The sequence below is a fragment of the Tateyamaria omphalii genome, assembly GCF_019802125.1.
Lineage (GTDB): Bacteria > Pseudomonadota > Alphaproteobacteria > Rhodobacterales > Rhodobacteraceae > Tateyamaria > Tateyamaria omphalii_B.
This window is the reverse complement of sequence record NZ_JAHVHT010000005.1, coordinates 140436-163085: the sequence shown is the minus strand read 5'-3', so window position 1 is coordinate 163085 and position 22650 is coordinate 140436. Positions and strand designations below refer to the sequence as shown.

Genomic DNA, 22650 nt, shown 5'->3' with positions numbered 1-22650 from the left:
ATCGGCGCCTAAAGACCATTTTTTGGGGGATAGATGCCGAGCAGCCTGACGCTCAAACAAATGCGCTACGTCGAGGCCACGGGGCGGCTTGGGTCAATTGCCGCTGCCGCCGAGGCGCTGAGCATCTCGCAAAGTTCGATCACGGCGGCGATTGATGCGCTTGAAGCAGAGCTGGGCTTTGGCATTTTCACGCGCGTACCGGCAAAGGGCATCCAAAAAACGCCCGGAGGAGCGGATACGCTGAAACTGATCAGCCGTTTCCTGGCCGAGCATAGCGAGTTTGAGGCCGAACTCTTTGCGCTTGGTGGAGCCGTCACTGGAACGATCTGTTTGGCTTGTTTTGCCACTGCAGCGGCCACTTTTCTGCCGCCAGCCATCAAGCAATTCCAATCCGAGTTTCCCAAGGTTCAGTTTGAGTTGGTCGAGGGTGATATGGACAGTGTTGCCGAATACCTCGACACCGGTGTGGCGGATGTTGCCTTTACCTACGAAGAGGTGATTGCGAACCACCATGATTTCGACCTGATGGTCGAGCTGCCGCATTACGCCATGGTCAACACGCAGGATGCGCTGGCACGGCGGACATCTCTGAGCCTTGCGGATCTACAGGACCAACCGATGATCAACCTGCAACTGCAGCGGTCCGGAACGTACTATTCGGACCTGTTTTCGGGGGCGGGTCTCAGGGTGCGCGTCGCTCATGCGACGTCATCGGTCGAAATGATACGTACGCTGGTTGCCTCGGGATTTGGCTTTTCCATTTTGAATGCCCGTCCTGTAAGCGCAGCGTTGGACAGCCGGGGCATTACTGTTCTGCCGATCACGGACCCGATCCCGGCGCGGCGCTTTGGGTTGGTTACGCAATCAAGGGTGGCGCTGCCCTATCCGGTGCAGCGCTTTATCGAGTGTTGCCATATGCTTCGCGCGGATGGGGTCTTTGAAAACCTGGCTGTACGTGTCGGGTGAACCACCATGATAAGCATCATTTTTTAGCTTTTTCACACGTATTAAAACTATTTTTTCGACTGATGGCTGCCGCCTAACCTTGCCCTCAACAAAAAATAGACCCTGGGAGAAGACCGATGAAGATTGCTGTCTTGAGACGTTTGGCCGTGGCGGCGGGGATTGCTGCCCTGCTGAGTTCAACGGTCGTTGCCGAGGAACCTGTGCGCGGTGGCACCTTGATCACGACCCTTCCGCAGACCCCGCGCCATCTGAACCCTGCCGTGCAGTCGGGCATCGTAACAGGTGCGCCGGGGGCGCAACTGTTCGCGGCGCCGCTGCGCTATGACGAGGACTGGACCCCTCAGCCCTACCTTGCCGAAAGCTGGGCGTGGTCCGATGACGGGCTGTCGATGACGTTGAACCTTGTCCAAGGCGCGACCTTCCATGACGGCGAGCCGATCACGTCCGAAGACGTCGCATTCTCGGTCGAGACGATCAAGGCGAACCACCCGTTCAAGACGATGTTCGGCGTCGTCGAGGCCGTCGAGACGCCGGATGATCACACTGCCGTCCTGAAGCTGTCGCAGCCGCACCCGGCGCTGCTCTTGGCGATGTCGTCGCAGCTGATGCCGATCATCCCGAAGCACATCTATGGCGACGGTCAGGACCCGAAATCGCACCCGCGCAATGGGCAGGATGTGGTCGGATCGGGCCCGTTCAAGTTCGTGGAGTTCACGGCGGACCAGCAGGTGATCCTGGAACGCAATGACGACTTCTTTATCGAAGGGCGTCCCTATCTGGACCGCATCGTCTATCGCATCATCAAGGATGCGTCGGCCCGCGCCATCGGGATGGAGAACGGCGAGCTGCATATGACGACGTTCGAAAACACCGTGCGCAACATCAAGCGGATGTCCGAGAATGACGATCTGGTCGCCACCGACGAAGGCTATGCCGCCATTGGTCCGATCAACTGGCTGGCGTTCAACACCGGGTCTGATGGGCCGCTGGCCGACAAGCGGGTGCGTCAGGCGATTGCCTACGCCATCGACAAGAATTTCATCCTGAACGCCATCATGCTGGGGCTGAGCCAGGAGTCGAAGACGGGTATCCACCCCGGTTCGCCGCTCTACTACCCTGATGTGAACGGGTATGATCTGGACATCGACAAGGCCAACGCGCTGTTGGACGAGGCCGGGTATGAGAAGGGTGCGGATGGCATTCGCTTTTCGCTGACCATCGACCACGGCAATCCGACGACAAAGCCACAGGCGGAGTTCACCAAGGCGTCGCTGGCCAAGGTTGGCATTGATGTCACCGTGAACTCCTTTGTCGATTTCCCGACCTGGGCGAACAAAATCTCGAACCACGATTTCGATATGACCTGGGACACGGTGTTCAACTGGGGTGATCCGGTGATCGGGGTGCACCGCACCTATGACAGTCAGAACATCAAGGAAGGCGTCATCTGGTCCAACACGCAGCAATACGCCAACGAACGGATTGATGAGCTGATGGCAGCAGCGGGGCAGGAGATCGATCCCGACAAGCGCGCGGCCCTTTACAAGGAGTTCCAGGAGATCCTGGCGGATGACCTGCCGGTCTACTGGACCAATACGCTGCCGTATCACACGATCTACAACAAAAAGGTCGGCAACCCGCCTCTGGGCATTTGGTCATCCTCCTCTCCCTATGACCTTGTTTTCTTGAAAGAGTAAGCTGTCCTGAGAAAGACCTTCCTGCCCCGATCCCCGGGGCAGGTTTTTATTGAGGTGGTGGTGCATGGGATTTCTGGTCGTACTGGCGCAACGGACCCTTTACGGGTTGCTGCTGTTGCTGGCTGTCCTGGTGCTGAATTTCACCATGATCAATCTGGCACCGGGCGATGTGGTGGACACCATTGCCGCTGATATGGGCGGAGCCAGCGCGGAACTGGTGGCTCAAATCCGGGCCGAATACGGGTTGGATCAGCCCGTCATCGTACAGTTGGGCAATTATGTCTGGCGGGTGTTCCAGTTCGATCTGGGGCAGTCGTATTTCTACAATCGTCCCGTGACCGAGATGATCTTTGAGCGTTTGCCTGCGACGCTGCTTCTGGTCTTCTCGGCGCAGATCTTTGCCCTTGTGGTGGGCATTCTGCTGGGGGTGTTCGCGGCGCAACGACCGAATGGCATTCTGAGCCACATCGTCACTCTCTTTGCGTTGTTCGGTTATGCCGCGCCCGTGTTCTGGACAGGCATCCTGCTGCTGATCGCCTTTTCTCTGAAAATCCCGCTCTTCCCCGTGGCGGGGATGCGGGATGTGACGGTCGAGGGGTTCTTTCCCCAAGCGCTGTCGGTCGCGCACCATCTGGTGCTGCCGATGCTGACGCTTGGGTCGATCTTCATCGCGCTCTATTCGCGGCTGTGCCGCGCCTCGATGCTGGAGGTGCTGGGGTCGGACTATGTCCGCACGGCCAAGGCCAAGGGGTTGTCGCCTCGGGATGTGACGATGAAGCACGCGCTGAAGAATGCGCTGCCACCCGTTGTGACGCTGGCAGGCTTGCAGTTCTCTGCTGTGATCTCGGGCGCTGTGCTGGTTGAAACGGTGTTTTCATGGCCGGGGCTGGGGCAGTTGGCACTCACCTCGATCCTGGCGCGGGACACGCCGACGATCCTTGGCATTCTGTTTTTCTCCGCGCTCGTCGTGATTGTTGGCAATCTGCTGACGGACCTTATGCTGCGCCTGATTGATCCACGGGTGAGGGGCAAGGCATGAGCGAGCAAACGCACCTCAAGGCCCGGTCGCCCTTCGCCGAAGCGTTCGAGATGTTTCGGCGCAACCATGCGGCGGTGGCGGGGTTGGTCATCCTGCTGGCCATCATCGGTGTCGCTGTTCTGGGCCCGGTGCTTTATCCCGGCAATCCGTTCGACATGGTTTGGGCCCCGTTCACGCCGCCGGGGACCGAGGGGTATCTGCTGGGCACCGACTATCTGGGCCGCGACCTGCTGTCATTGCTGATCCATGGTGCGCGAGTGTCGCTGACCGTTGGTCTGGCGGCGGCGTTTGTCACCGTGACCATAGGCATCACCATTGGCGCGCTGGCCGGGTTCTATCGCGGTTGGGTCGAAGAGGTGCTGATGCGCCTGACCGAGTTCTTTCAGGTCCTGCCGACGCTTTTGTTCTCAATGGTCATCGTGGCGCTTTTTGGTGCGTCCCTGCTGATGATCACCATAGCCATTGGCCTTGTCAGCTGGCCCGCCGTGGCCCGGATCACGCGGGCCGAATTTCTGCGTATCCGTGAGCTGGAATATGTCACCGCTGCGCGTGCCGGGGGCGTTCGCAATGGCGGGCTGATGTTTCGGGTGATCCTGCCCAACGCGTTGCCGCCGATCATTGTGCAGGCGGCCCTGATGGTTGGCTCTGCCATTCTGTTCGAGGCGGGTTTGAGCTTTCTGGGTCTGACGGACCCGAATGTTGCCAGTTGGGGGCAGATCATCGGGTCGAACCGGCAGTACATCCTCGACGCCAGCTACACCGTTACCGTGCCGGGCATCGCCATCTTTGTCACCGTTCTGGCCATCAGCCTTGTGGGCGACGGCCTCAACGACGCCTTGAACCCGAAGCTGAGGGAACGATGAGCGCACCGCTTCTGTCCGTCGAAAACCTGCGCATCGAACTGGCGACACGGGGCGGGATGGTGCCGGTTGTCGATGACCTGTCGCTTTGGCTGAACCCCGGTGAGACGCTGAGCATCGTGGGTGAATCCGGCAGCGGCAAATCCATGACGGCGCTTGCGGTTATGGGGCTGCTCCCCCGCATTGGCCGTGTCGCCGCGGGGCGGATCATGTTCGAAGGGCAGGACATGATCCAGATGGAGGATGCCGCCCTGCGCCGCATCCGGGGCAACCAGATCGGCATGATTTTTCAGGAGCCGATGACCTCGCTCAACCCGGTCTACACTGTGGGCGAACAGATTGCCGAGGTGTTGCGCCATCATCAGAAACAGGGCGCGGCGGAGGCCTGGGCCAATGCCGTTGATTTGCTGGATGCCGTGCGCATTCCCAACGCCAAGGGCAGGGCGGCAACCTATCCGCACGAAATGTCGGGGGGGCAGCGTCAGCGTGTGATGATCGCAATGGCGCTGGCCTGTCGGCCCAAGATCCTGATCGCGGATGAGCCGACCACGGCCCTCGACGTAACGGTGCAGGCCGAAATCTTTGACCTGATGCGCGAGCTGGCGACGGAAACCCAGACAGCAACAATCCTGATCACCCATGACATGGGTGTGGTCGCTGAGATGGCCGACCGGGTGGTTGTGATGCTCAAAGGTGAAAAGGTCGAGGATGGCACCGTGACAGATCTGATCAATCGCCCGCAGAATGATTACACGAAGTCGCTGATCGCGAGCGTGCCGCATTTGACGCCGGAAACACGCGATGAAAGCGAAGTCACGGCGCAGGTCGATCAGCCGCTTTTAAGTGTCCGTGACCTGACGGTGCAGTTCGCCGTGAAGAAACGCTGGGGCAAGCGCGAGATGTTCACCGCCGTGAATGGCATCAGCTTTGATGTGGAGCGGGGTAAGACACTGGCCATCGTGGGAGAGAGTGGGTCAGGCAAAACCACGGCAGCCCTTGCGGTGGCGCGGTTGGTGGCGGCGCAGGCTGGGCATGTGACCCTGGACAGCACGGACATGCTGACGCTCGAAGGTGAGGCGCTGCGGCAGGCACGCGCGAATGTGCAGGTGATTTTTCAGGACCCGTACTCGTCATTGAACCCGCGCTTGCGCGCCGGCGCCATTGTGCGTGAACCCATGGACAACTTGGGAAACCTGCCTGCGGCACAACGCGACGCACGGGTGGCGGAGTTGTTCGAACAGGTGGGGCTGCACCCTGAGCAGATGAACCTCTTTCCGCATCAATTCTCGGGTGGACAGCGGCAGCGCATCAGTATCGCCCGCGCGCTATCAACAAACCCGAGCCTGATCATTTGTGACGAAGCGGTGTCGGCTCTCGATGTGATTATTCAGGCCCAGATTCTGGATCTGCTGCGCGACCTGCAACGGGATTTGAATCTGACCTATCTTTTCATCAGCCACGATCTGGGTGTTGTGCAGCAGATGTGTGACCATGTCGCGGTCATGTATATGGGTGACATTGTCGAATACGGGACACGCAACGCGGTTTTTGCGGCACCCCAAAAGGCGTATACGCGAAACCTGTTGGCTGCCGTGCCCTCGGTGGAAAGCGCAAGGGAGTCTGTCTGACAGGTGTCAGACTTCTTGAATTAAATTACATAACAATGATTATAAATCTTTTATCTATCCGTGCGGAAGTCAGCCTGCATTCGTTGTTCCGAATGAAACGGGTTGCTGCCGCGGCTATCCAACGTCAGGTTGGACTGGTCTTGGCCCGTGTCCGCGCCTGATGAGCGTAGGTAATACTACCTAGGTAGTTTCGCGAATAGCCAGTCATTCAGCGACAGCGTAATCTTTAGACTTGTAACAAGTTCCCTTTTCAGAATGTCCCAAATTTAGAAAACTGCCTTTTCTATCACAACAGCTTGCCCAGTAGTGAGTGGCTGCGGCTAGTGCGCTCTGTCCTTCGGGACAGAGCGCGATTTTCACTTTTCATCACACAGTTCACTTTTGTCGCCGCTACGCTTAGACTTTTGACCGAGGTTTGAGTGTGTTGCGGTGTTCCGAAGAATGATGAAATCTCTTGGTGCAATTCTCGCTCTTGCCTTGGCCGGGCTGCAGTTGCTGGCGATCGCGGTGGTCGTGTTTTCGTCCTACTTCACGTCCGAAAGAACACTTCTTGAACACGCCCGTACCCAGATGGTGGACGTGGGCACAAATGTGATCCAGCACACCAAATGGTTCATGTCCCCCGCACGCAGTGCTGCAGAACTGTCGACAGCGCTCGCGTCAAACCAGATCATCAGACGCGAAGAGCGCGAAAATCTTGAAGGTCTGCTGTTTCAACAGCTCAGATCAGCGCCTCAGTTCGCTGGCGCCTACTACGGCGATGAAGCGGGCAACTTTGTCTATGTCAAAAGACAGGACGAAAACGTGTATCTCACAAAGATCGTTGATGTTGCCGTGAGTGCCCGAACGCGGACCAAGTTCATCAAGCGCAGCGAAAGCTTTGACTCGTTGGAGTGGTTTTTCGATCCGGAGGATCGGTATGACCCGCGCAGCCGGCCCTGGTATCGAGAGGCGAAAGCGTATCGCAACAGTATTTGGACGGATCCCTACATCTTTTTCACATCACAGTCGCCCGGTATCACTGCCGCGACGCCCGTGGTCGGATTTGACGATCGTGTTCAAGGTGTTGTCGGCGTTGATATCGAGATCCGTGAGCTATCGAGCTTCTTGTCGCAGTTGAGGGTCGGCAAGAACGGGGCTGCTTTCATCCTGAACCGCAACGGGGATGTGATCGCACATCCCGACCCCGATTTGCTGATCACCCAGACCAACGATGGTGGGTTGAGCTTTCCTTCGATTGATACGTTGGATGACCCAATTGCCCGCGCCGCATTCGGGAACCGGTTGTCCGGGGATGGCGTTGCTCTTGACGGACTGATCCAGAGTGATTTCGAACACCAGGGCCAACAGTTCGTTTCGTTGATCATGCCATTCGGACTGGACGACATCCCCTGGACGATTGTGCTTTATGCGCCGGAAAATGACTTCATCGGGACGATCAAGGAAAACCGGACGCAAAACACGCTGATCGCGGTCGCGGTCGCTGCAATGACCGCACTGCTGGGCTTGGCGCTCGCAAACAAAATCCATGCTCCGGTGCGTGCGTTTGCCGTCCGGTCCGCCCTGATCTCGCAGGGCGAGGTCAATCCGAAGGACCCGATGCCAACCACATACAAAGAGTTGGAGAACGCGAATACCACGTTGGTCAACGAAATCTCGCAACGCAGGAAAACCGAGGCTGAATACAGGCTGGCCTTTGAGAAAGCGTCGCGTGGAATGGTGCACATCGAAAGCACGACCGGTCGTCTGCTGCGCGTCAACGAGAGCTTCTCCAAACTTCTCGGTTTTTCGGAAGAAGAGTTGGTCGGCACCACATTTCAGTCGCGGATTTCGGCGGATGATCAGGATACTTTGGACGAATTCGAGGACCGCATTTCGGGTCACGCATCATTCGGTTTCGAGGCCAAGGTCATTGGGAAAGATGGCAGTCCAATATGGATCAGCCTCAACGGCATCTTCTTTCAGGCTGATGCAGATGGCGGCACCTATATCGTCGCAACGATCGACGACATCACGCAGGCCCGTGCATCCGAAGAGCAGATCGAAACCCTGCACCGCGAGATTGCGCATTACTCCCGTCAGGAGATGATGGGAGAGTTGGCGACCGGGCTGGCACACGAGCTCAATCAACCGCTGACGGCGATCACGCAAAACGTAGATGCGGCCGATTATATTTTGGGGCACGCACCTGACAAGGTGCCGGATGTGAAGGGACTGCTGAACGAGATCGACCAACAGGCCCACCAAGCCGCCGACATTATCCGCGCCTTGCGCGCTTTGGTCCGTAAGGACGAGAACATTCCGGATGATTTTGATATCCGCGAACTGCTCGTGCAGGCCCGGCGGCTGGTGCGGTCGGATGCGCGGCAACACGCAATCGACATCGTCTTGGTCAGGGGCGAAGACCTTCAGGTCCGTGCGGTTCGGGTTCAAATCGCTCAGGTCGTCGTCAATCTGTTGCGCAACGCGATCGAGGCCATTGCTGAAAGCGACTCCAATGCGCGCAAGATTACCGTTTCGGTACAGTCAACGGACAAGTTTGCCCGCGTGAATGTCGAGGATGACGGCCCCGGCATTGCGGACAGTTTGCGCCTGTTCTCCCCGTTTGAGACCACGAAAAGCGATGGGATGGGACTTGGGCTTTCAATCAGCAAGACCTTGATCGAAGCAAATGGTGGAGAAATCTGGCACGAACACTCGGTGAAGGGAACGCGCTTCAGTTTCACTCTTCCCTTGAAAGGCATGGACGATGGATGACGGCCAGTTCGTTTTTCTCGTCGATGACGACGCGGACATTCGCGGATCATTGGCCCGTGCGCTTGGGTTGCGCGGCTATGTGGTCAGGCCTTTCGCATCTGCGCAGGACTTTCTGGAAAACTACGAGCAAGATCTCTCCGGATGTTTGCTGCTGGACTACGGTATGCCGAAGATGGATGGCCTACAGCTTCAAAAACGCCTGAACGATATGGGAAGCCCGCTTCCGGTGATTTTCATCACCGGCCATGGCGGGGTTCCCGAATCCGTAGAGGCGATGAAAATGGGCGCAGTCGATTTTTTGGAAAAGCCTTTCAAGCAATCCGTGTTGATCGAGAGGATCGAGGCTGCTCTGGAGACCGACAGGCGGCGGCGCGCTGTCGACATGCAGATATCCGGGATCGTGACGCGATTTCAGTCGTTGACGGATCGTGAGAAGGAGATTTCTTTGTTGCTCGCGACACGTCCGGGCCAAAACTCATCCAAGGAAATTGCCAGACAGCTTGGCATCAGTCCGCGCACTGTCGATCATCATCGTGCGCGCATCCTGGCAAAAATGGATGTTGCAACGGTCGCAGAACTGGTCGAGACCAGCCTCAAGGCGGGTCTTGTCAGTGATCATGATGTGTAAGAGGGATCCAAGCGCCTCATAGTACGGAAGCCGGTCAGTCTAAACAGGATACGCGCACAGACCAGGATCGGTTGGTTGCGACCATTGAGTATCACGATGTACTGACTTCACCCCTGCGGGGAATGTCCGAAATGTGGGGTCGCGCAAATGCTCCATGGTCAAATTTGGAAACGCTCCGGCAGCAGGTCATCCGGCATGTTTTGGTAGCAGACAGGGCGAAGAAAACGCCGGATCGACAACGTGCCGACGGATGTCGCTCCAAAGTTCGTTGATGCAGGATATGGTCCTCCGTGGACCATACTGTCAGCCACCTCCACACCCGTGGGAAAGCCGTTGACGAGAATCCGACCGGCTTTGCGTTCCAGCACAGGCATCAAGCGGGCGGCATGTGCCATGTCCGCGTGTTCCATCTGCAACGTGCATGTCAATTGCCCGTCAAACGATTTCGCCAATGCGACCATTTCGTCGACGTCCTCTACTTCGATGATCAGCCCCAGTGGGCCAAAGACTTCATCGGAGAGTGCCTCGTTCGCACGCCACTCCGTGCCGGAGACCTTGAAAAGCGTGGCCACAGCCTGACGCCCAACGCATTTTTCGGAAACAAGCTGCTGAACTCCGCTTGTCTTGGCAAAGTCGGTCACACCGCGTGCATAGGCTTCGGCGATGCCATCCGTCAGCATGGTTTGCGGTGTCGCTTCCTGGAGTGCGGAGACGGTCGCCTGAACAAACTTGTCGGCTTGCGGCCCCTTGACGACGAGTGCGACGCCCGGGTTGGTGCAGAACTGACCCGCGCCCATAAGAAGGGAGGCAGCCCACGCTTGACCAAGTGTTTCGGCTCTTTTTTTGATGGTGCCGGGCAGGCAGAACACCGGGTTGATCGATCCCAATTCACCAAAGAAGGGGATCGGCTCGGGGCGCGTCGCACACAGGTCGAACAAGGCCCGTCCCCCGCGCAACGAGCCGGTGAAACCGACCGCGCGGATCAAGGGGTGCTGCACGAGAGCGCTGCCAACCTCGTACCCGTTGTCCTGAATGAAGCTGAAGGTCCCCGCCGGCATCCCGGTCTTCTGGATAGCGGCATCTATGGCCTCGGCCACGATCTCCCCCGTTCCGGGGTGGGCCGCATGGCCCTTCACCACCACCGGGCATCCGGCTGCGAGGGCGGCAGCGGTATCGCCGCCAGCCGTCGAAAACGCGAGCGGGAAATTCGACGCGCCAAAGACGGCGACCGGGCCAATCGGCCGCTGGATCATCTTGAGATCGGGGCGTGGTAGCGGCGTTCGGTCAGGCAGGGCCACGTCGTGGCGGCGATCCATGTAGTCGCCCTTGAGGATGTGATCCGCAAACAGGCGCAACTGGCCACATGTGCGGCCCCGTTCACCTTCGAGCCGCGCCTCGGGCAGACCGGTTTCCTGTGTTCCAATCTGGGCGATCGCTTCGCCCCGCGCCTCGATTTCGTCGGCAATTGCGTTGAGAAAGTCAGCCCGACTTTCGCGGCTGCTGTAGCCATAGGTTTCGAACGCCGCCTCGGCTGCGGCGCAGGCGCGTGCGACGAGGTCCGGTGTGCCGACGCAGAATGTATGGGACGGGCCGTGGGCCGGTTCGGAACTGAAGGTGGTGTCGGTTGCAACCCATTCGCCTGCAACAAGGTGTTTTCCGTGTGGAGTGAAAGTCATTGTGCATTCCGTAGATCAAGAAGGGTCAAATCGGGTGCGCTTTCGGCGCCCATATGCTCACGCAGGTGCCAATAGATCAGGCGGCGGTTTCCGCCTTCGCGGTCAGAGCCATGCGCACCAGCAGGTCAAAGGCCTGCCGCGTGGCACCGACGTTGGCGATGCCTTGTCCCGCGATGTCAAAGGCGGTGCCGTGTGCAGGCGTAGCGACCGGGATCGGCAGGCCACCGGCGATTGTCACACCGCGTTCAAACCCCATGAGCTTGATCGCGATCTGCCCCTGGTCATGATACATGGTAACGACGGCATCCACCTCTCCGCGCTTGGCCTTGAGAAACACCGTGTCGGAGGGCCACGGCCCCGTGACATTCATCTGCTTTGCCTGACAGGCTTTCACGACCGGCTCGATCACGTCGATCTCTTCGCGCCCGAACTTGCCGTTGTCACCTGCATGCGGGTTGAGGGCCGCGACCGCGACGTGCGGGCGGGACTTGCCCGCACGTGCCAGCGTTGCGTGGGCTAGCTCAATGGCCCGCTGTATGCCGGGGCCGTCGATATTGGCAGCCACATCCTTGAGCCCGATATGGCTGGTGACACGGGTTGTCATCAACTCATCCAGCACGTTGATCTCGGAGTGGTAGCCCTCAAATCCAAGGTAACGCGCCATGTACTTGTGTTCGTCTTCGGCATTGAGGCCCGCGGCCGTCATCGCGGCCTTGTTGAACGGCGCAAAAAGGACGCCATCCACATGCCCTGCGACGGCCAGGTCGAGCGCCTTGTCAAGGCACCGGAGGGACGTCGTGCCCCCTGCAACCGTCACCTCCGCGATCTGCACGTGCGCCGGGTCGATGGTATTCATCTCCAGGTGCGCGAGACCTTTGAATGTGCCCGCCTCTTGTTCGGGGATCGTGGTCAGTGTCACAGCTTCGCCAGCCTGTGCCGCGCCGCGTTGCCACAAGTGGCTGTCACCGACCAACAGGATGTCGGCCGCGTCGCGCACGCCTTCTTCGTTGAGTAGTTTCGCTATGAGTTCCGGGCCAATTCCCGAAGGATCGCCCGGTACAATGGCAAGTCTGGGTCGCATTACTTTGCCTCCTCATTCTTTTCCATTTCGCTGACGGCAGCGGCGATATTGGTTTCTGCTGTGCGTAAGTGGCCGGTCAGTGCATCCCGTGCGGCGGCTGCATCCCGTGCTTTCAACGCTTCAAGGATTTGCAGATGCTCCTTGCGTGTCACGTCCCGGCCGACTTTGCGTTGAGAGGACAGGAACCGAACACGCCAGAGCCGCGCATTGTAGGTTGCGTGCGTTTCTGCCAACGCGGCGTTGCCGGAGGCGGCCACGATCGCTTCGTGGAACCGCATATCCATACGAAACGCCTCAAGCTGACCTTGGGTGTCGCGGGCATCCTTGATCGCGGTATTGATCTGCTCGATTTGACTGATCTGGGCGTCGGTCGCACTGGCACAGGCCAGTTCACCGGCCAGCGCCTCAAGCGCGCCCTGCACGCGCAGCCAATCGTTGATTTCGTCCAGAGACGGGTCGGCGACACGTGGACGCCGGGTCGGTCCGTAGACAATCAGCCCTTCGGTTTCCAGGATGCGCAGCGCCTCCTTCAGAGGCGTTCGGCTGATCCCAAAAGCCTCTGCCAGATCGCGCTCGCGCACGGGCATGCCGGGGGCGAGCTTGCCGAGCAGGATGAACTCGCGCAGGTTGTTGGCGGCATCTGCTGCAAGCGACTGTCGGGGTTTCAGGTCGACGAAGTTGCGCAGTTCGTTTGTCCATGCCGTGTCAGTCATTCTATGTTCCCCATCGCAGGACCAACGGGTCCAGTGGTCTTAGCAAATCCAACAGCCGGGACCGGATCGCCGGATGCAAGGGCGGGATCGGGTGGCGGCAGAAGTCTGATTTGATCACCCTGCCCTCGACCATGGCCGCTTTGCACGACTGCCAGCCACACTGCCGGTTCTCGTGATTGATGGCCATGGCGACGCGCCCGTAGGCGGCTGTGGCGTCATCCATGCGCCCGGCATAGTGGTGGGTGAGCACCGGCTTGATCTGGTCGACAATCATACCGCTGGTCATAGAGCCGCGCGCGCCCGCGTCGAGATCGGCCAGAAGCGTGATGGCTTCTTCGCCGTCGAAGGGTCCCTCAATTGCATCGCCCCCTTGCGCGACTAGATCGCGGATTTTGTTTGCTGCGCGAGGGCACTCGATCTTGAACAGTTTCACAGCCTCAATCTCTCGCGCCATGCGAACCAACAGGGACACGGACAGGTCAACCCCGGAGAGGGGCGCGTCCTGCACCATGATCGGTATGCCGACGTCACCTACGTCTGCGAATTGTCCAAAGCTTTGCTCGGGTGTGCCTTTGAGCAGCGCCCCGTGGTAGGGCGGCATCATCATCACGATGTCCGCGCCAAGGTCCTTTGCAAAGCGGGCGCGTTCGACTGCGATCTGCGTTGCATAGTGGCTGATCGTGACGATGACCGGCACCCGGCCTGCGACATGTTCGACGCTCAGGCGCGCAAGAACCTCGCGCTCTGCATCCGAGATCAGGAACTGTTCCGAGAAGTTCGCCAGCACGCAGATGCCGTCAGCCCCCTGATCGATCAGGCAGTCGAGCACACGCTTCATGCCATCCAGATCAAGGGTGCCATCGTCGTTGAAGGGCGTGGGTGCGACGGGCCAGATACCGGTGTAACTCATTCGATGATCTCAAAATGTTGGAGGTGTTTGTCGGTGATCGAGATGCCAAGCCCTGGCGTTTCGTCATCAAGCTGCAAGTACCCATCGACGGCCTCTACGTCGCCTTCGAAGATGTAGTAGAACAGCTCGTTGCCGACTTCGACATCGAACACGGGGAAGTATTCGCTGATCGGGCAGTTCACGTTGGCCATGGTCAGGTGATAATTGTGCATTTGGCCGGCATGCGGGATCACGGGGATCTGTGCGGCCTCGGCGATGGCGTTGATCTTTTGCGCGGCAGTGATCCCGCCCACGCGGTTGGTGTCGTATTGCAGCACGCTGACCGCCTTGCGGTTGATCAGTTCTGCGCAGCCGATGACGCTGAACTCATGCTCTCCACCCGAGATGGGCACGATCCCCATCGCGTTCAGCTCGGCATATCCGGCCATGTCATCCGCGATCACCGGCTCTTCCAGCCAGCGAGGCTCATATTTCGCCAGTTTGGGCAGCATCCGCTTGGCGTAGTCGAGGTTCCAGCCCATGTAGCACTCGAGCATCAGATCGACGTCGTAGCCCAGCACCTCGCGCAGTGCCTCGACACGCTTGAGATTCTCGCGCATGCCCGCCATGCCGTCCTTGGGGCCGAAGCCGAAGCGTGATTTGTAGGCTTGATAGCCGTTCTTCTGCGCCTCCTCAGCCTCGCGCTGCATTGCTTCGATGCTGTCCGCGTAGAGCTTGGAGTAGTAGACTGGGATCTTGTCCTTGGTTCGACCGCCCAGCAGCTTGAAGACCGGCTTGCCCACCAGCTTGCCCATCAGGTCCCAGATCGCGATGTCGATCGCCGAGATCGCTGTCATACCGATCCCCTTGCGGCCCCAGGCATGAGACCGGCGATACATTTTTTCCCAGATATAGGCGTAGTCGAAAGGGTCTTCGCCGACGATCAGGGGCGCATACCACTCGTCAATCGCCTTCTTGACGACCGTTGGGGCAAGGGCCGCGTTGCCGATCCCGATGGTGCCGTCTTCGGCCTCGACCTCGCAGGTGAGCCACTGATGGAAGCGGAAGGATGCCATGGCGTCGCCCCTGTCCCAAAGCGCGTCAGAGGCGTTGGTGCAGAAGTTGCCCTGCGGCGGAACAGTTGGGCCTGTCCAGTTCCAAACACGCGTTCGGATGGATTTGATCTTGGTCATGTATTACTCTCCGGTGGAAACCATTGGATCGCGCTGTTTGAACAGGCGCCGCCAGAACAAGGGCCCGAAAAGGGCAAGGATCGTGAGCACGAAGAACAGCAGGGTCAGGGGCCGCGTGAACATCAGCCACCATTGGTCGTCCAGCATGATCAGCGACTGACCCAAGCGCTTTTCGAGCATACCGCCGAGGATCAAGCCGATCGCCAGCGGCACAACCGAGTAACCGAAACGGCGCATGAAGTAACCGATCACGCCGGAGCCGATGGCGATGTAGACGTCCAGCATGGATTGATCGAGCGCATAGGCACCGACGATTGAGAAGGTGAACACGATGGGCCAGAGGATCTGGACCGGCACGAACGTGACGCGGGCAAAGATCTTGGCCCCGAACAGCCCGACGAAGATGAACATCACGTTGACCAGAAGCATCGACCAGAAGATCGCGTAGGCAAAGGTCGCCTGTTCGGTGAACATGGTCGGGCCAGGCTGCAACCCGTGTACCATCAGGCCCGCGAGAATGACCGCCGCCGTCGGGCTTCCGGGGATGCCGAGCGCAAGGGTCGGCACCATCGCCCCGCCTGTTGCCGAGTTGTTGGCAGCCTCGGATCCCGCGATCCCTTCGATGGAGCCTTTGCCGAACTCCTCCGGTTTCTTCGACCAGCGCCGCGCTTCGTTGTATCCGATCATAGAGGCCACAGTTGCGCCTTCGGCGGGCAGAATGCCGATGAAGGTACCGATGCCGGAACTGCGTAGAACCGTTTTCCAGACGCGCGCGTAGTCTTCGCGACTGGGCAGTTTGATGGCTTTCATAAAGACTTGCCGACGCTCCACACTCAGCCGTTCGGCCTGCACAAGCAGCTCCGAGATGCCGAAGATGCCGATCATGACCGGCACGAAACCGATCCCTTCCGAGAGTTCGTTGAATCCGAAGGTGAACCGCTCAACCGTTGTCAGCAGGTCCTTTCCAACTGTCGCCAGCAACACGCCGAATGCGCCCGCGATAATATTCTTGAGCGGGGTGCCGTCGCCGATTGTGGCCAGCATCGAAATGCCAAAGACTGTGAGCGCGAAGTATTCCGGTGGGGCAAAATTGTAGGCCATGCGCGCCATCAGCGGGGCAGCCAGCATCAGGCACACCACCGAAATGATGCCTCCGAAGGTTGATGAGATCGTCGCCATGCCAAGGGCGCGGCCTGCTTCGCCTCTCTGTGCGAGGGGGAAGCCATCCAGACAGGTGGTCGCGCTGGCGGACGTTCCGGGCGTATTGATCAGGATTGCCGTGATCGCCCCTGCAAAGGTTGCGGCACAGTAGATGGTTGTCAGGATGGCGATTGCCGGGATCGGCTCCATCGTGATCGTAAAGGGCAACAAGAGCGCGGCGCCGGTGGTTGCGTTCAGTCCGGGCAGCGCCCCGATGATCACGCCGCCCAGCGTGGCAGCGAAAAGCAGCACCAGCAGGTTCGGGTCCATGAGCGCCGTGAGACCGGCAAGGAGAGGTTCCATCAACAGCCCGCCTTATCCGTACCAAAGGTTGGTCAACAGGCCGCGGGGAAAGCGGATGTTGAACACCTGGTCAAAGAGGAAAAAGATCAGCGCAGGGCTGATAAGAGACACGGTGCCGAGGGCCCATGGACGCCGCTCTCCCCACGCATAGGCAAGGGTGCAGGCAAAGACCCCCAGCCCCAGAAACAGGTCAATCTGGGCGGCCAGGGCGAATACCACAAACAAGGCAAGGCTGATCCAGACCTTTGTGGGGATCGGGTCATGACTGGTGGGCCGATCAAATAGAGCAACGCAGATCGACAGCACGATGATCAGGATCAGGACCATCTGCGGAAAGTCTGCAGGTTGCATCCCGCGCAACAGAATGGGCGGTACCTTGTCGAATTGGGTGCTCAGCCAGAAGGCAAGGCCGCAAAACGCTATGATACCAGACGGAACGGCAAAACGCGTCATCAGGTCATCCAGGCAAAAGGGTTCTCAAAAGGGACCGGCCGGTATGTTTCAGCCGGTCCAGTTGGGGAGACTTACTCGATGAAGCCCAGCTCGCGCAGCGCCGCATCCATGTCGGATTGCATCGACGTAAGCTGGCTTCCCCACACGTCGGCACCAGCCACCGAGCTGGCATCAAGGCCAACGGAGGTCAGAAAGCCCTGATAGACCGTGTGGTTCATTGCATTGAGAAGCGCGCCTTCGATCTTGCTCGCGACATCGTCGGGTGTATCGGCGTGTACAACGAAACCGCGCACGGTTGAGAAGTTTGCGTCGATGCCGAGCTCCTGCGCGGTGGAGACATCTGGCAGACCGCTCATCCGCTCGGGCGCCAGCACGACCATGGGGCAGACATCGCCCGCTTCGATCTGAGATCCGGCCTCTGCAAGGTTCAGCACGGCCACATCAACCGCACCTGCCACAAGCTGGGTCGCCAACTCACCACCGCCTTCGAACGGAACGATCTTCGGTGTGGCAAGGTCACCCCGCCGGGCGAACATGAAGGCGGAAACGTCATCAATTCCGCCGAGGTGTGTCGTGCCATATGTCAGTGGCTCATCTTTCTGCGCCGCGACAAATGCCTGGGCGTCGTCATAAACACCGCAACGGGTCATAAGAATTTGCGGGTCATCGGTGCCACGTGCAATCGGGCGCACATCATCCAAGGACATTTCTGTCTTCCCGAGCGCAACTGTGGCCGAGTGGCCGATAGTGAAGGTCAGGATGCTGTGACCGTCCGCTTCCTGTGTCAGGTAGTGATCCATCGCGGTGGCTCCTCCCCCGCCGCGTTTGTTGACCACAACCATATCCGTACCCAATTCGCGACGCGCACGGATCATCATCATACGCGTCGTGACGTCGGTGCCACCGCCGTTACCAGCGTGGGTGATCACTTCGATTGTCTTGGATGGGAACTCCTCTGCGGCGAGTTCACCGGCCATGAGAGTACAGGCCGCAGCAATGGCGAGCAGATTTTTCATCAGATTTCCTCCCTCGGATGAAGCGTCAAAACGTACGCTCACGCGACCCTAGTTCGGATTTCTGTATTTTGGAATACCAAAATTTAAAATGTAAATTTGACGCTTGACTAGAGCGCAGGTCATGCGGGGGCTCCAGGCGCCGCGGCGGACGCGCCGATTGGCAGAACGAACAAGGATCAAAAAAGACATCGGTTGGTCACAGGGCGTCCGGGTAGGTGTGCTTGGCGAATAGCTGAAACCGCGACAAGCCTTGGTTCCTGACGGGGAGTGAACGCAGTCAATCGACGCAAGTTCGTCCCTCAGACGTTCACGCCTTCCCGAACCAATCCAGAACTTCCGCTGTCGCCCGAGCAATTGCATCGGGTTGGTCGTAGTACGCCAAGTGCGGCGTCTCATCCCAGACTGTTTTGGTTTTTGTCTCAACTGGCACGGCTGACATGTGGCGGCGTGCGGCGTCCGGGATGAAGCAATTGTCGCCGTGTATCATCAGCCACGGCACCTCGAGTTGATCAGCTGCGCTGATGGATTCGTAATCCAGCAGATCGGCGTCGCTCATAACGGCATACGTGTTTTCCCAGATGCCCCGGTCCGCCCAGGGTTGATACCAGACCCATACAAAATCGCCAGGCATGCCAACGTTCATATCCGTTTCGTCCACGCCCTTGATGTAGTCGACATCACCCGTCGCTTCGAATTTTGCCTTCGCAGCCTGGCCTGCGGCCTTGCGCGCATTCAAGCCTTCTTCCGTAAGCCACGCGATATCGCCCTCTCTGTCCCGGTAGTGGCCTGCGATCTCTGTCCCGGTAGTGGCCTGCGATCGTCGCAAGCCCGCGCACAGTGTTTCCCAGTTCGGCGGCAGCCCGGAACGCCTCGGAACTTCCCTGACAAATCGCCAGGATGAATACACGCTCGGGATCTACATCATCTCGGGATCTGAGATAGGCGACTGCAGCCTTCAGGTCTGCCACCTTGTGTGCGGGGTTTTCCCAAGCGCGCGGCTCTCCACCGCTTTCGCCGCGGTATCGGCTGTCGTAGGCCAGCGCGGTGTAGCCTGCATCGGCCATGCGTTTGGCATACTCGGTCGGCGCCTGTTCCTTTTGATATGTCATCGGCCCGATGATTGCGACCGCGGGCTGGCGCTTCTTGCCTTCGAATTTGTAGAGATCGCCCACGAGTGGGGTTCCTTTGACATCAAAGGTCACTTTTTCCATGGCTTTCTCCTGATCTATGCTTTGTCGTTTGTTGTGCGTTGACCGACCGAATGGCGTATGAACGCGTTGCGATGTTCATGGCACGTGAAGGAAACGATGCCGGATCCATCGCCTCCTGCGAAAACAGCGTCAGGTCCTTGGCGGAGCCTCGACGTCCGACCATGCAGCGACTACGGGTGGCGCGCGGGTTCCCTGAACTTCGATGGCCGCAACCTCTTGGTTCAGTTGCGCCAGTTCGTCCGTGGTGAAGCTGACGGCAGTCGCCCCGAGGTTCTCCAGCAGATGCGGCATCTGGGTCGTGCCGGGGATCGGAACAATCGAGGGTCCCTGTGCGAGAAGCCATGCCAGCGCGATCTGAGCGGGTGCCGCATCCTTGCGCGCGGCCCAGCGTCGTGCCAGGTCGAAAATTGCGAGGTTCACCTCCCTGTTCTCGGGATCCATACGTGAGGTTCCCGCGCGAAAGTCGCCCGGTGCGAAACTTGTCGCCATATCAATTGCGCCGGTCAGGAATCCGTAACCCAACGGACTGAACGGGACGAAGCCGATACCCAGCTCTTCGCAAAGCGCGAGCACACCGTCCTCCGGTCCCCGCCACAGCATTGAGTACTCATTCTGCACCGCGCTGACCGGCAGTTCGGCATGGGCGCGACGCAATGTGTTCGTGCCCATTTCGGAAAGGCCCCAATGCAGGACTTTTCCTTCGTCCATGAGATCGCGAACCGCGCCTGCCACGTCCTCGATCGGCACCTCTGGATCAACCCGATGCTGGTAGAGCAGTTCGACCCGGTCGGTGTTCAGCCGCCGTAGCGATCCCTCGACGGCTTGCTTGATATGTGATGGCCTGCTGATGAGACCGGGGCCGAGCGCACCAGTTTCAAGATCCACGTTGAAGCCGAACTTGGTCACGATCTGGATCTGGTCGCGGAATGTGCCGACGGCTTCACCAAGGATCCGTTCGCACTCGTGCGGACCATAGACTTCGGCCGTATCGAAGAAGGTGACTCCATTGTCGAAGGCTGTCCTGATCACGCTATGCATTTCCGCCCTGTTGGGGATCGTTGTGTGAAACGTCCGAGCCATGTTTTGCACGCCTAGACCAAGCGCAGAGACTTCCAGATCTCCGAGCATGCGGCGGCCGTCTGACGAAGCTGCATTCGCGGTCTGTGCCGTCGCCCGGGTCGTGGTGATACCACTCAGCAAGGCAGTGGCTGCGCCAGCGGTGAGTATTGTGCGACGGGTGGGATCGGTTGGATTGGTCATCAAAGCACTCCGTGTATTGAGGTGAGAGATACGACGCATGAGGTTCTGCAAAAAAGGCGGCCACCGCTTGATCAGTAGGTGATCATCTTTCGTGACTGGGCAAACCAACGTGGCGCCGGTGACAATTCAGAAGAACGGTTAAGACAAATCCGCTTTAGGTGGGGCATTCTGTGCTTTCTCGCAAGAACATCGGGTACCATAAAAATGGTTCTGCGAAGCGCGCGTGCCATATAGAGAAACAACTTCCGCAAGAACCGGACATTAAGATGTCAAAGCCATTGATGCATCGCGAAAAAATGAGTGTGGCGGCCACGACCTATGGCCGAATGGGCGGCTTTGGACGGCGGGACATCGACGGGCTTGTGGCAGAACCTTACGCTTTGGAATTTGCATTCCTTCCCCACCAGCGAACGGTGCTGGAACATCCGGGCGGCCGGATCGAGGACATGCCGATCCTGCCCCACTCCGGAGGTGCCGTGGGCTGCGATCCTGTCCGCTTCATGGAAACCGATGGACCATCGGAATTCGTCGAAATTCGGCCAGCCAGCTGGTTGCGACAAGAGGTGGTCGCCGACATGCGTGCTGAAGCAACCAAGGATCATGAGCGGCTTTGGAACCGCAAGGATCCCGCACTGTGCGCCCTCGCGATGCGCATCCGCGCACACGCTTTCGGAGGAACGCCGCTGTCTTGCGAAGAGCTTGAGGATCGTCTGCGCAATGCCCTCGCGCGCAGTTTGGAAGCTGTCGGCGCACCCCTGCGCCCGAAAACAGAACGAGGGTTGGACATGCGCAGAGTTGAACGCGTCGTCGCTTACATCCACGCCCACCTCGCGGACGATCTGCGACTGGGTACCTTGGCTGATGTGGCCGCAACGAGCCGCTATCACTTCGCCCGCATGTTCGAAAGGACGGCAGGCATGCCACCGCACGCATTCATCACCGCACTTCGAATGGATCGCGCGGCGGCCATTCTGCAATCAGGCGGCTCCGTTGCGCATGCTGCCCGTCAGTCCGGCTACGCGCCGGGACATAGCTTTCGTTCCGCCTTCAACGCCCAGTTCGGCCGCTCGCCGGCACGCTACGCTCAGTAGATATTTTGCAGCAGTAAGCGGGCCAAAGTCTTGGTTCTGTCAATCGGATGCGTTTCAAGAACGCTATAGTATGCGCTGGTGTTTAGCTTTGCATTCTCGGACCAGCGGGAACGCTGACAGGCGCGCACCTTTTCTTCATTAAGATGCTCATCCTCCGTACCGGAGCCCCTGATTGGTTTGCTCAGTTCGGGGCGGCGCGCTCTACGAAGATCTGAGAGCCGTTCTGCAGGACATTGGCAATAATCATTTCAAGGTGAGTATTGCGGGTTGTTCGCCGAATGCCACGGTGAAAATTCTGACCAAGTTGAATGCTCTGACCTTTTTTGCCGTTTGCGGTTGTCTTCGCGATGCACAGCCAGCATTCGGTGGGCGCATTCTTGATAGCGATCGGCATTTAGGCGCGTTGAAACTGCGCGACCAAAAGCCGAAGCACGGAGCGCTAAAAGTTCACAACCACATCCGCCATGGGTTCGATGTTCCGTTGTCGAGCATCGCGCGCGTAAGCCAGGCTTCTGTTTGGCGACCTGAAACTCGGTAAACCGGCTTGGTGCATCGAGGCTTCTCAACGGTAAACCACCTTCACCTAGTTTCGAATTTCCGCGTCCCGAGCGGGGGGAACTCTGGCTGCAGTTGCGAACGAGTGCTGCGTCAGCCACGTTTGGTTTTGTTCCGCATGGTCCCCGTTCGTCCAGAGCAGTGTGGCCATCTGTTGTGGCGCCCCCTACCCTTCTCGGAAGTCGACAGTTAACCCGACTGATTTCACAGCAAATCGGGTCATCAGGTTAAGGGACCTTCACACGTGCCATTATCTGGTTCGCTACATCCCGCTCAAAGGATGTGCGGTTCCGAGGCGTATCTACACAAACCATGCACTCGTCGGCGGCAACGCGCTGTTCGTTCGGCAAAGTCGTGCCTGATCCGGCTCCTCAAATTGATGGTCGATCACGCCCGGCTATACATTCTGCAACAATCTATCACCTGAAACACAA

At 58.8% G+C, this 22650-nt stretch carries 20 protein-coding genes; 8 read left to right on the top strand and 12 right to left on the bottom strand.

Annotation, left to right across the window (positions count from 1 at the left end; genetic code table 11):
* Positions 1 to 33: 33 nt before the first annotated feature.
* From KUV51_RS18640 to KUV51_RS18610, 7 genes are all read left to right on the top strand, one after another.
* Positions 34 to 966 (top strand): LysR family transcriptional regulator, encoded by a 933-nt coding sequence (locus KUV51_RS18640; protein WP_222522954.1) that lies wholly within the window; start codon positions 34 to 36, stop codon positions 964 to 966.
* 116 nt (positions 967 to 1082) lie between these two features.
* Positions 1083 to 2663 carry an ABC transporter substrate-binding protein gene (locus KUV51_RS18635; RefSeq protein ID WP_222522953.1) on the top strand — a complete coding sequence of 527 codons (1581 nt, stop codon included), beginning with the start codon at positions 1083 to 1085 and terminating at the stop codon, positions 2661 to 2663.
* 64 nt (positions 2664 to 2727) lie between these two features.
* Positions 2728 to 3702: an ABC transporter permease gene (locus tag KUV51_RS18630; RefSeq protein ID WP_222522952.1), complete on the top strand. Its 975-nt coding sequence runs from the start codon at positions 2728 to 2730 to the stop codon at positions 3700 to 3702.
* Complete coding sequence (locus KUV51_RS18625; RefSeq protein ID WP_222522951.1) at positions 3699 to 4565, top strand: ABC transporter permease; 867 nt, start codon at positions 3699 to 3701, stop codon at positions 4563 to 4565. Before KUV51_RS18630 ends, KUV51_RS18625 begins: the two co-directional genes overlap by 4 nt.
* Positions 4562 to 6190, top strand: coding sequence for an ABC transporter ATP-binding protein (locus tag KUV51_RS18620; RefSeq protein ID WP_222522950.1), 1629 nt, complete (start codon positions 4562 to 4564; stop codon positions 6188 to 6190). The genes KUV51_RS18625 and KUV51_RS18620 overlap by 4 nt, the downstream gene beginning before the upstream one ends.
* A 441-nt stretch (positions 6191 to 6631) precedes the next feature.
* A complete protein-coding gene (locus tag KUV51_RS18615; protein WP_222522949.1) occupies positions 6632 to 8947 on the top strand; it encodes a cache domain-containing protein in 2316 nt (771 codons plus the stop codon).
* The gene (locus KUV51_RS18610) at positions 8940 to 9575 is read left to right on the top strand and encodes a response regulator transcription factor (RefSeq protein ID WP_222522948.1); all 636 of its coding nucleotides are present in this window, start codon (positions 8940 to 8942) and stop codon (positions 9573 to 9575) included. The genes KUV51_RS18615 and KUV51_RS18610 overlap by 8 nt, the downstream gene beginning before the upstream one ends.
* A gap of 158 nt (positions 9576 to 9733) precedes the next feature.
* On the opposite strand, the gene KUV51_RS18605 is transcribed toward KUV51_RS18610, so the two are convergent.
* The 11 genes from KUV51_RS18605 to KUV51_RS18555 form a co-directional block, all read right to left on the bottom strand.
* Positions 9734 to 11251 carry an aldehyde dehydrogenase (NADP(+)) gene (locus KUV51_RS18605; protein WP_222522947.1) on the bottom strand — a complete coding sequence of 506 codons (1518 nt, stop codon included), beginning with the start codon at positions 11249 to 11251 and terminating at the stop codon, positions 9734 to 9736.
* A 76-nt stretch (positions 11252 to 11327) separates the two neighbouring features.
* A complete protein-coding gene (locus KUV51_RS18600; protein ID WP_222522946.1) occupies positions 11328 to 12332 on the bottom strand; it encodes a 4-hydroxythreonine-4-phosphate dehydrogenase PdxA in 1005 nt (334 codons plus the stop codon).
* Complete coding sequence (locus KUV51_RS18595) at positions 12332 to 13045, bottom strand: GntR family transcriptional regulator (RefSeq protein WP_222522945.1); 714 nt, start codon at positions 13043 to 13045, stop codon at positions 12332 to 12334. The genes KUV51_RS18600 and KUV51_RS18595 overlap by 1 nt, the downstream gene beginning before the upstream one ends.
* Before the next feature lies 1 nt (position 13046).
* Positions 13047 to 13955, bottom strand: a complete 909-nt coding sequence (locus KUV51_RS18590) for a dihydrodipicolinate synthase family protein (RefSeq protein WP_222522944.1) — start codon at positions 13953 to 13955, stop codon at positions 13047 to 13049.
* The gene (locus KUV51_RS18585) at positions 13952 to 15127 is read right to left on the bottom strand and encodes an L-rhamnonate dehydratase (protein WP_222522943.1); all 1176 of its coding nucleotides are present in this window, start codon (positions 15125 to 15127) and stop codon (positions 13952 to 13954) included. Before KUV51_RS18585 ends, KUV51_RS18590 begins: the two co-directional genes overlap by 4 nt.
* Before the next feature lie 3 nt (positions 15128 to 15130).
* Positions 15131 to 16630, bottom strand: coding sequence for a tripartite tricarboxylate transporter permease (locus tag KUV51_RS18580; RefSeq protein WP_222522942.1), 1500 nt, complete (start codon positions 16628 to 16630; stop codon positions 15131 to 15133).
* Between the two features lie 12 nt (positions 16631 to 16642).
* Positions 16643 to 17083: a tripartite tricarboxylate transporter TctB family protein gene (locus KUV51_RS18575; protein WP_222522941.1), complete on the bottom strand. Its 441-nt coding sequence runs from the start codon at positions 17081 to 17083 to the stop codon at positions 16643 to 16645.
* 71 nt (positions 17084 to 17154) lie between these two features.
* Positions 17155 to 18099 carry a Bug family tripartite tricarboxylate transporter substrate binding protein gene (locus tag KUV51_RS18570; RefSeq protein ID WP_222522940.1) on the bottom strand — a complete coding sequence of 315 codons (945 nt, stop codon included), beginning with the start codon at positions 18097 to 18099 and terminating at the stop codon, positions 17155 to 17157.
* A 307-nt stretch (positions 18100 to 18406) separates the two neighbouring features.
* Entirely contained in the window at positions 18407 to 18730 is a 324-nt protein-coding gene (locus tag KUV51_RS18565; RefSeq protein ID WP_222522939.1) for a hypothetical protein, read from the bottom strand.
* A 46-nt stretch (positions 18731 to 18776) separates the two neighbouring features.
* Complete coding sequence (locus KUV51_RS18560; protein WP_222522938.1) at positions 18777 to 19310, bottom strand: alpha/beta hydrolase; 534 nt, start codon at positions 19308 to 19310, stop codon at positions 18777 to 18779.
* Between the two features lie 129 nt (positions 19311 to 19439).
* Positions 19440 to 20570, bottom strand: a complete 1131-nt coding sequence (locus KUV51_RS18555; protein WP_222522937.1) for an aldo/keto reductase — start codon at positions 20568 to 20570, stop codon at positions 19440 to 19442.
* 281 nt (positions 20571 to 20851) lie between these two features.
* On the opposite strand from KUV51_RS18555, the gene KUV51_RS18550 reads away from it, so the two are divergent.
* Positions 20852 to 21661: a helix-turn-helix domain-containing protein gene (locus KUV51_RS18550; protein ID WP_222522936.1), complete on the top strand. Its 810-nt coding sequence runs from the start codon at positions 20852 to 20854 to the stop codon at positions 21659 to 21661.
* A gap of 181 nt (positions 21662 to 21842) precedes the next feature.
* Here KUV51_RS18550 and KUV51_RS18545 read toward each other — a convergent pair whose 3' ends face one another.
* Complete coding sequence (locus KUV51_RS18545) at positions 21843 to 22055, bottom strand: hypothetical protein (RefSeq protein WP_222522935.1); 213 nt, start codon at positions 22053 to 22055, stop codon at positions 21843 to 21845.
* Positions 22056 to 22650: the final 595 nt, after the last annotated feature.

Coding starts and splice junctions, on each gene's coding strand:
- KUV51_RS18640 (WP_222522954.1), top strand. CDS start 34: ATGCCGAGCAGCCTGACGCTCAAACAAATGCGCTACGTCGAGGCCACG.
- KUV51_RS18635 (WP_222522953.1), top strand. CDS start 1,083: ATGAAGATTGCTGTCTTGAGACGTTTGGCCGTGGCGGCGGGGATTGCT.
- KUV51_RS18630 (WP_222522952.1), top strand. CDS start 2,728: ATGGGATTTCTGGTCGTACTGGCGCAACGGACCCTTTACGGGTTGCTG.
- KUV51_RS18625 (WP_222522951.1), top strand. CDS start 3,699: ATGAGCGAGCAAACGCACCTCAAGGCCCGGTCGCCCTTCGCCGAAGCG.
- KUV51_RS18620 (WP_222522950.1), top strand. CDS start 4,562: ATGAGCGCACCGCTTCTGTCCGTCGAAAACCTGCGCATCGAACTGGCG.
- KUV51_RS18615 (WP_222522949.1), top strand. CDS start 6,632: ATGATGAAATCTCTTGGTGCAATTCTCGCTCTTGCCTTGGCCGGGCTG.
- KUV51_RS18610 (WP_222522948.1), top strand. CDS start 8,940: ATGGATGACGGCCAGTTCGTTTTTCTCGTCGATGACGACGCGGACATT.
- KUV51_RS18605 (WP_222522947.1), bottom strand. CDS start 11,251: ATGACTTTCACTCCACACGGAAAACACCTTGTTGCAGGCGAATGGGTT.
- KUV51_RS18600 (WP_222522946.1), bottom strand. CDS start 12,332: ATGCGACCCAGACTTGCCATTGTACCGGGCGATCCTTCGGGAATTGGC.
- KUV51_RS18595 (WP_222522945.1), bottom strand. CDS start 13,045: ATGACTGACACGGCATGGACAAACGAACTGCGCAACTTCGTCGACCTG.
- KUV51_RS18590 (WP_222522944.1), bottom strand. CDS start 13,955: ATGAGTTACACCGGTATCTGGCCCGTCGCACCCACGCCCTTCAACGAC.
- KUV51_RS18585 (WP_222522943.1), bottom strand. CDS start 15,127: ATGACCAAGATCAAATCCATCCGAACGCGTGTTTGGAACTGGACAGGC.
- KUV51_RS18580 (WP_222522942.1), bottom strand. CDS start 16,630: ATGGAACCTCTCCTTGCCGGTCTCACGGCGCTCATGGACCCGAACCTG.
- KUV51_RS18575 (WP_222522941.1), bottom strand. CDS start 17,083: ATGACGCGTTTTGCCGTTCCGTCTGGTATCATAGCGTTTTGCGGCCTT.
- KUV51_RS18570 (WP_222522940.1), bottom strand. CDS start 18,099: ATGAAAAATCTGCTCGCCATTGCTGCGGCCTGTACTCTCATGGCCGGT.
- KUV51_RS18565 (WP_222522939.1), bottom strand. CDS start 18,730: ATGCCTGGCGATTTTGTATGGGTCTGGTATCAACCCTGGGCGGACCGG.
- KUV51_RS18560 (WP_222522938.1), bottom strand. CDS start 19,310: ATGGAAAAAGTGACCTTTGATGTCAAAGGAACCCCACTCGTGGGCGAT.
- KUV51_RS18555 (WP_222522937.1), bottom strand. CDS start 20,570: ATGACCAATCCAACCGATCCCACCCGTCGCACAATACTCACCGCTGGC.
- KUV51_RS18550 (WP_222522936.1), top strand. CDS start 20,852: ATGCATCGCGAAAAAATGAGTGTGGCGGCCACGACCTATGGCCGAATG.
- KUV51_RS18545 (WP_222522935.1), bottom strand. CDS start 22,055: ATGCCGATCGCTATCAAGAATGCGCCCACCGAATGCTGGCTGTGCATC.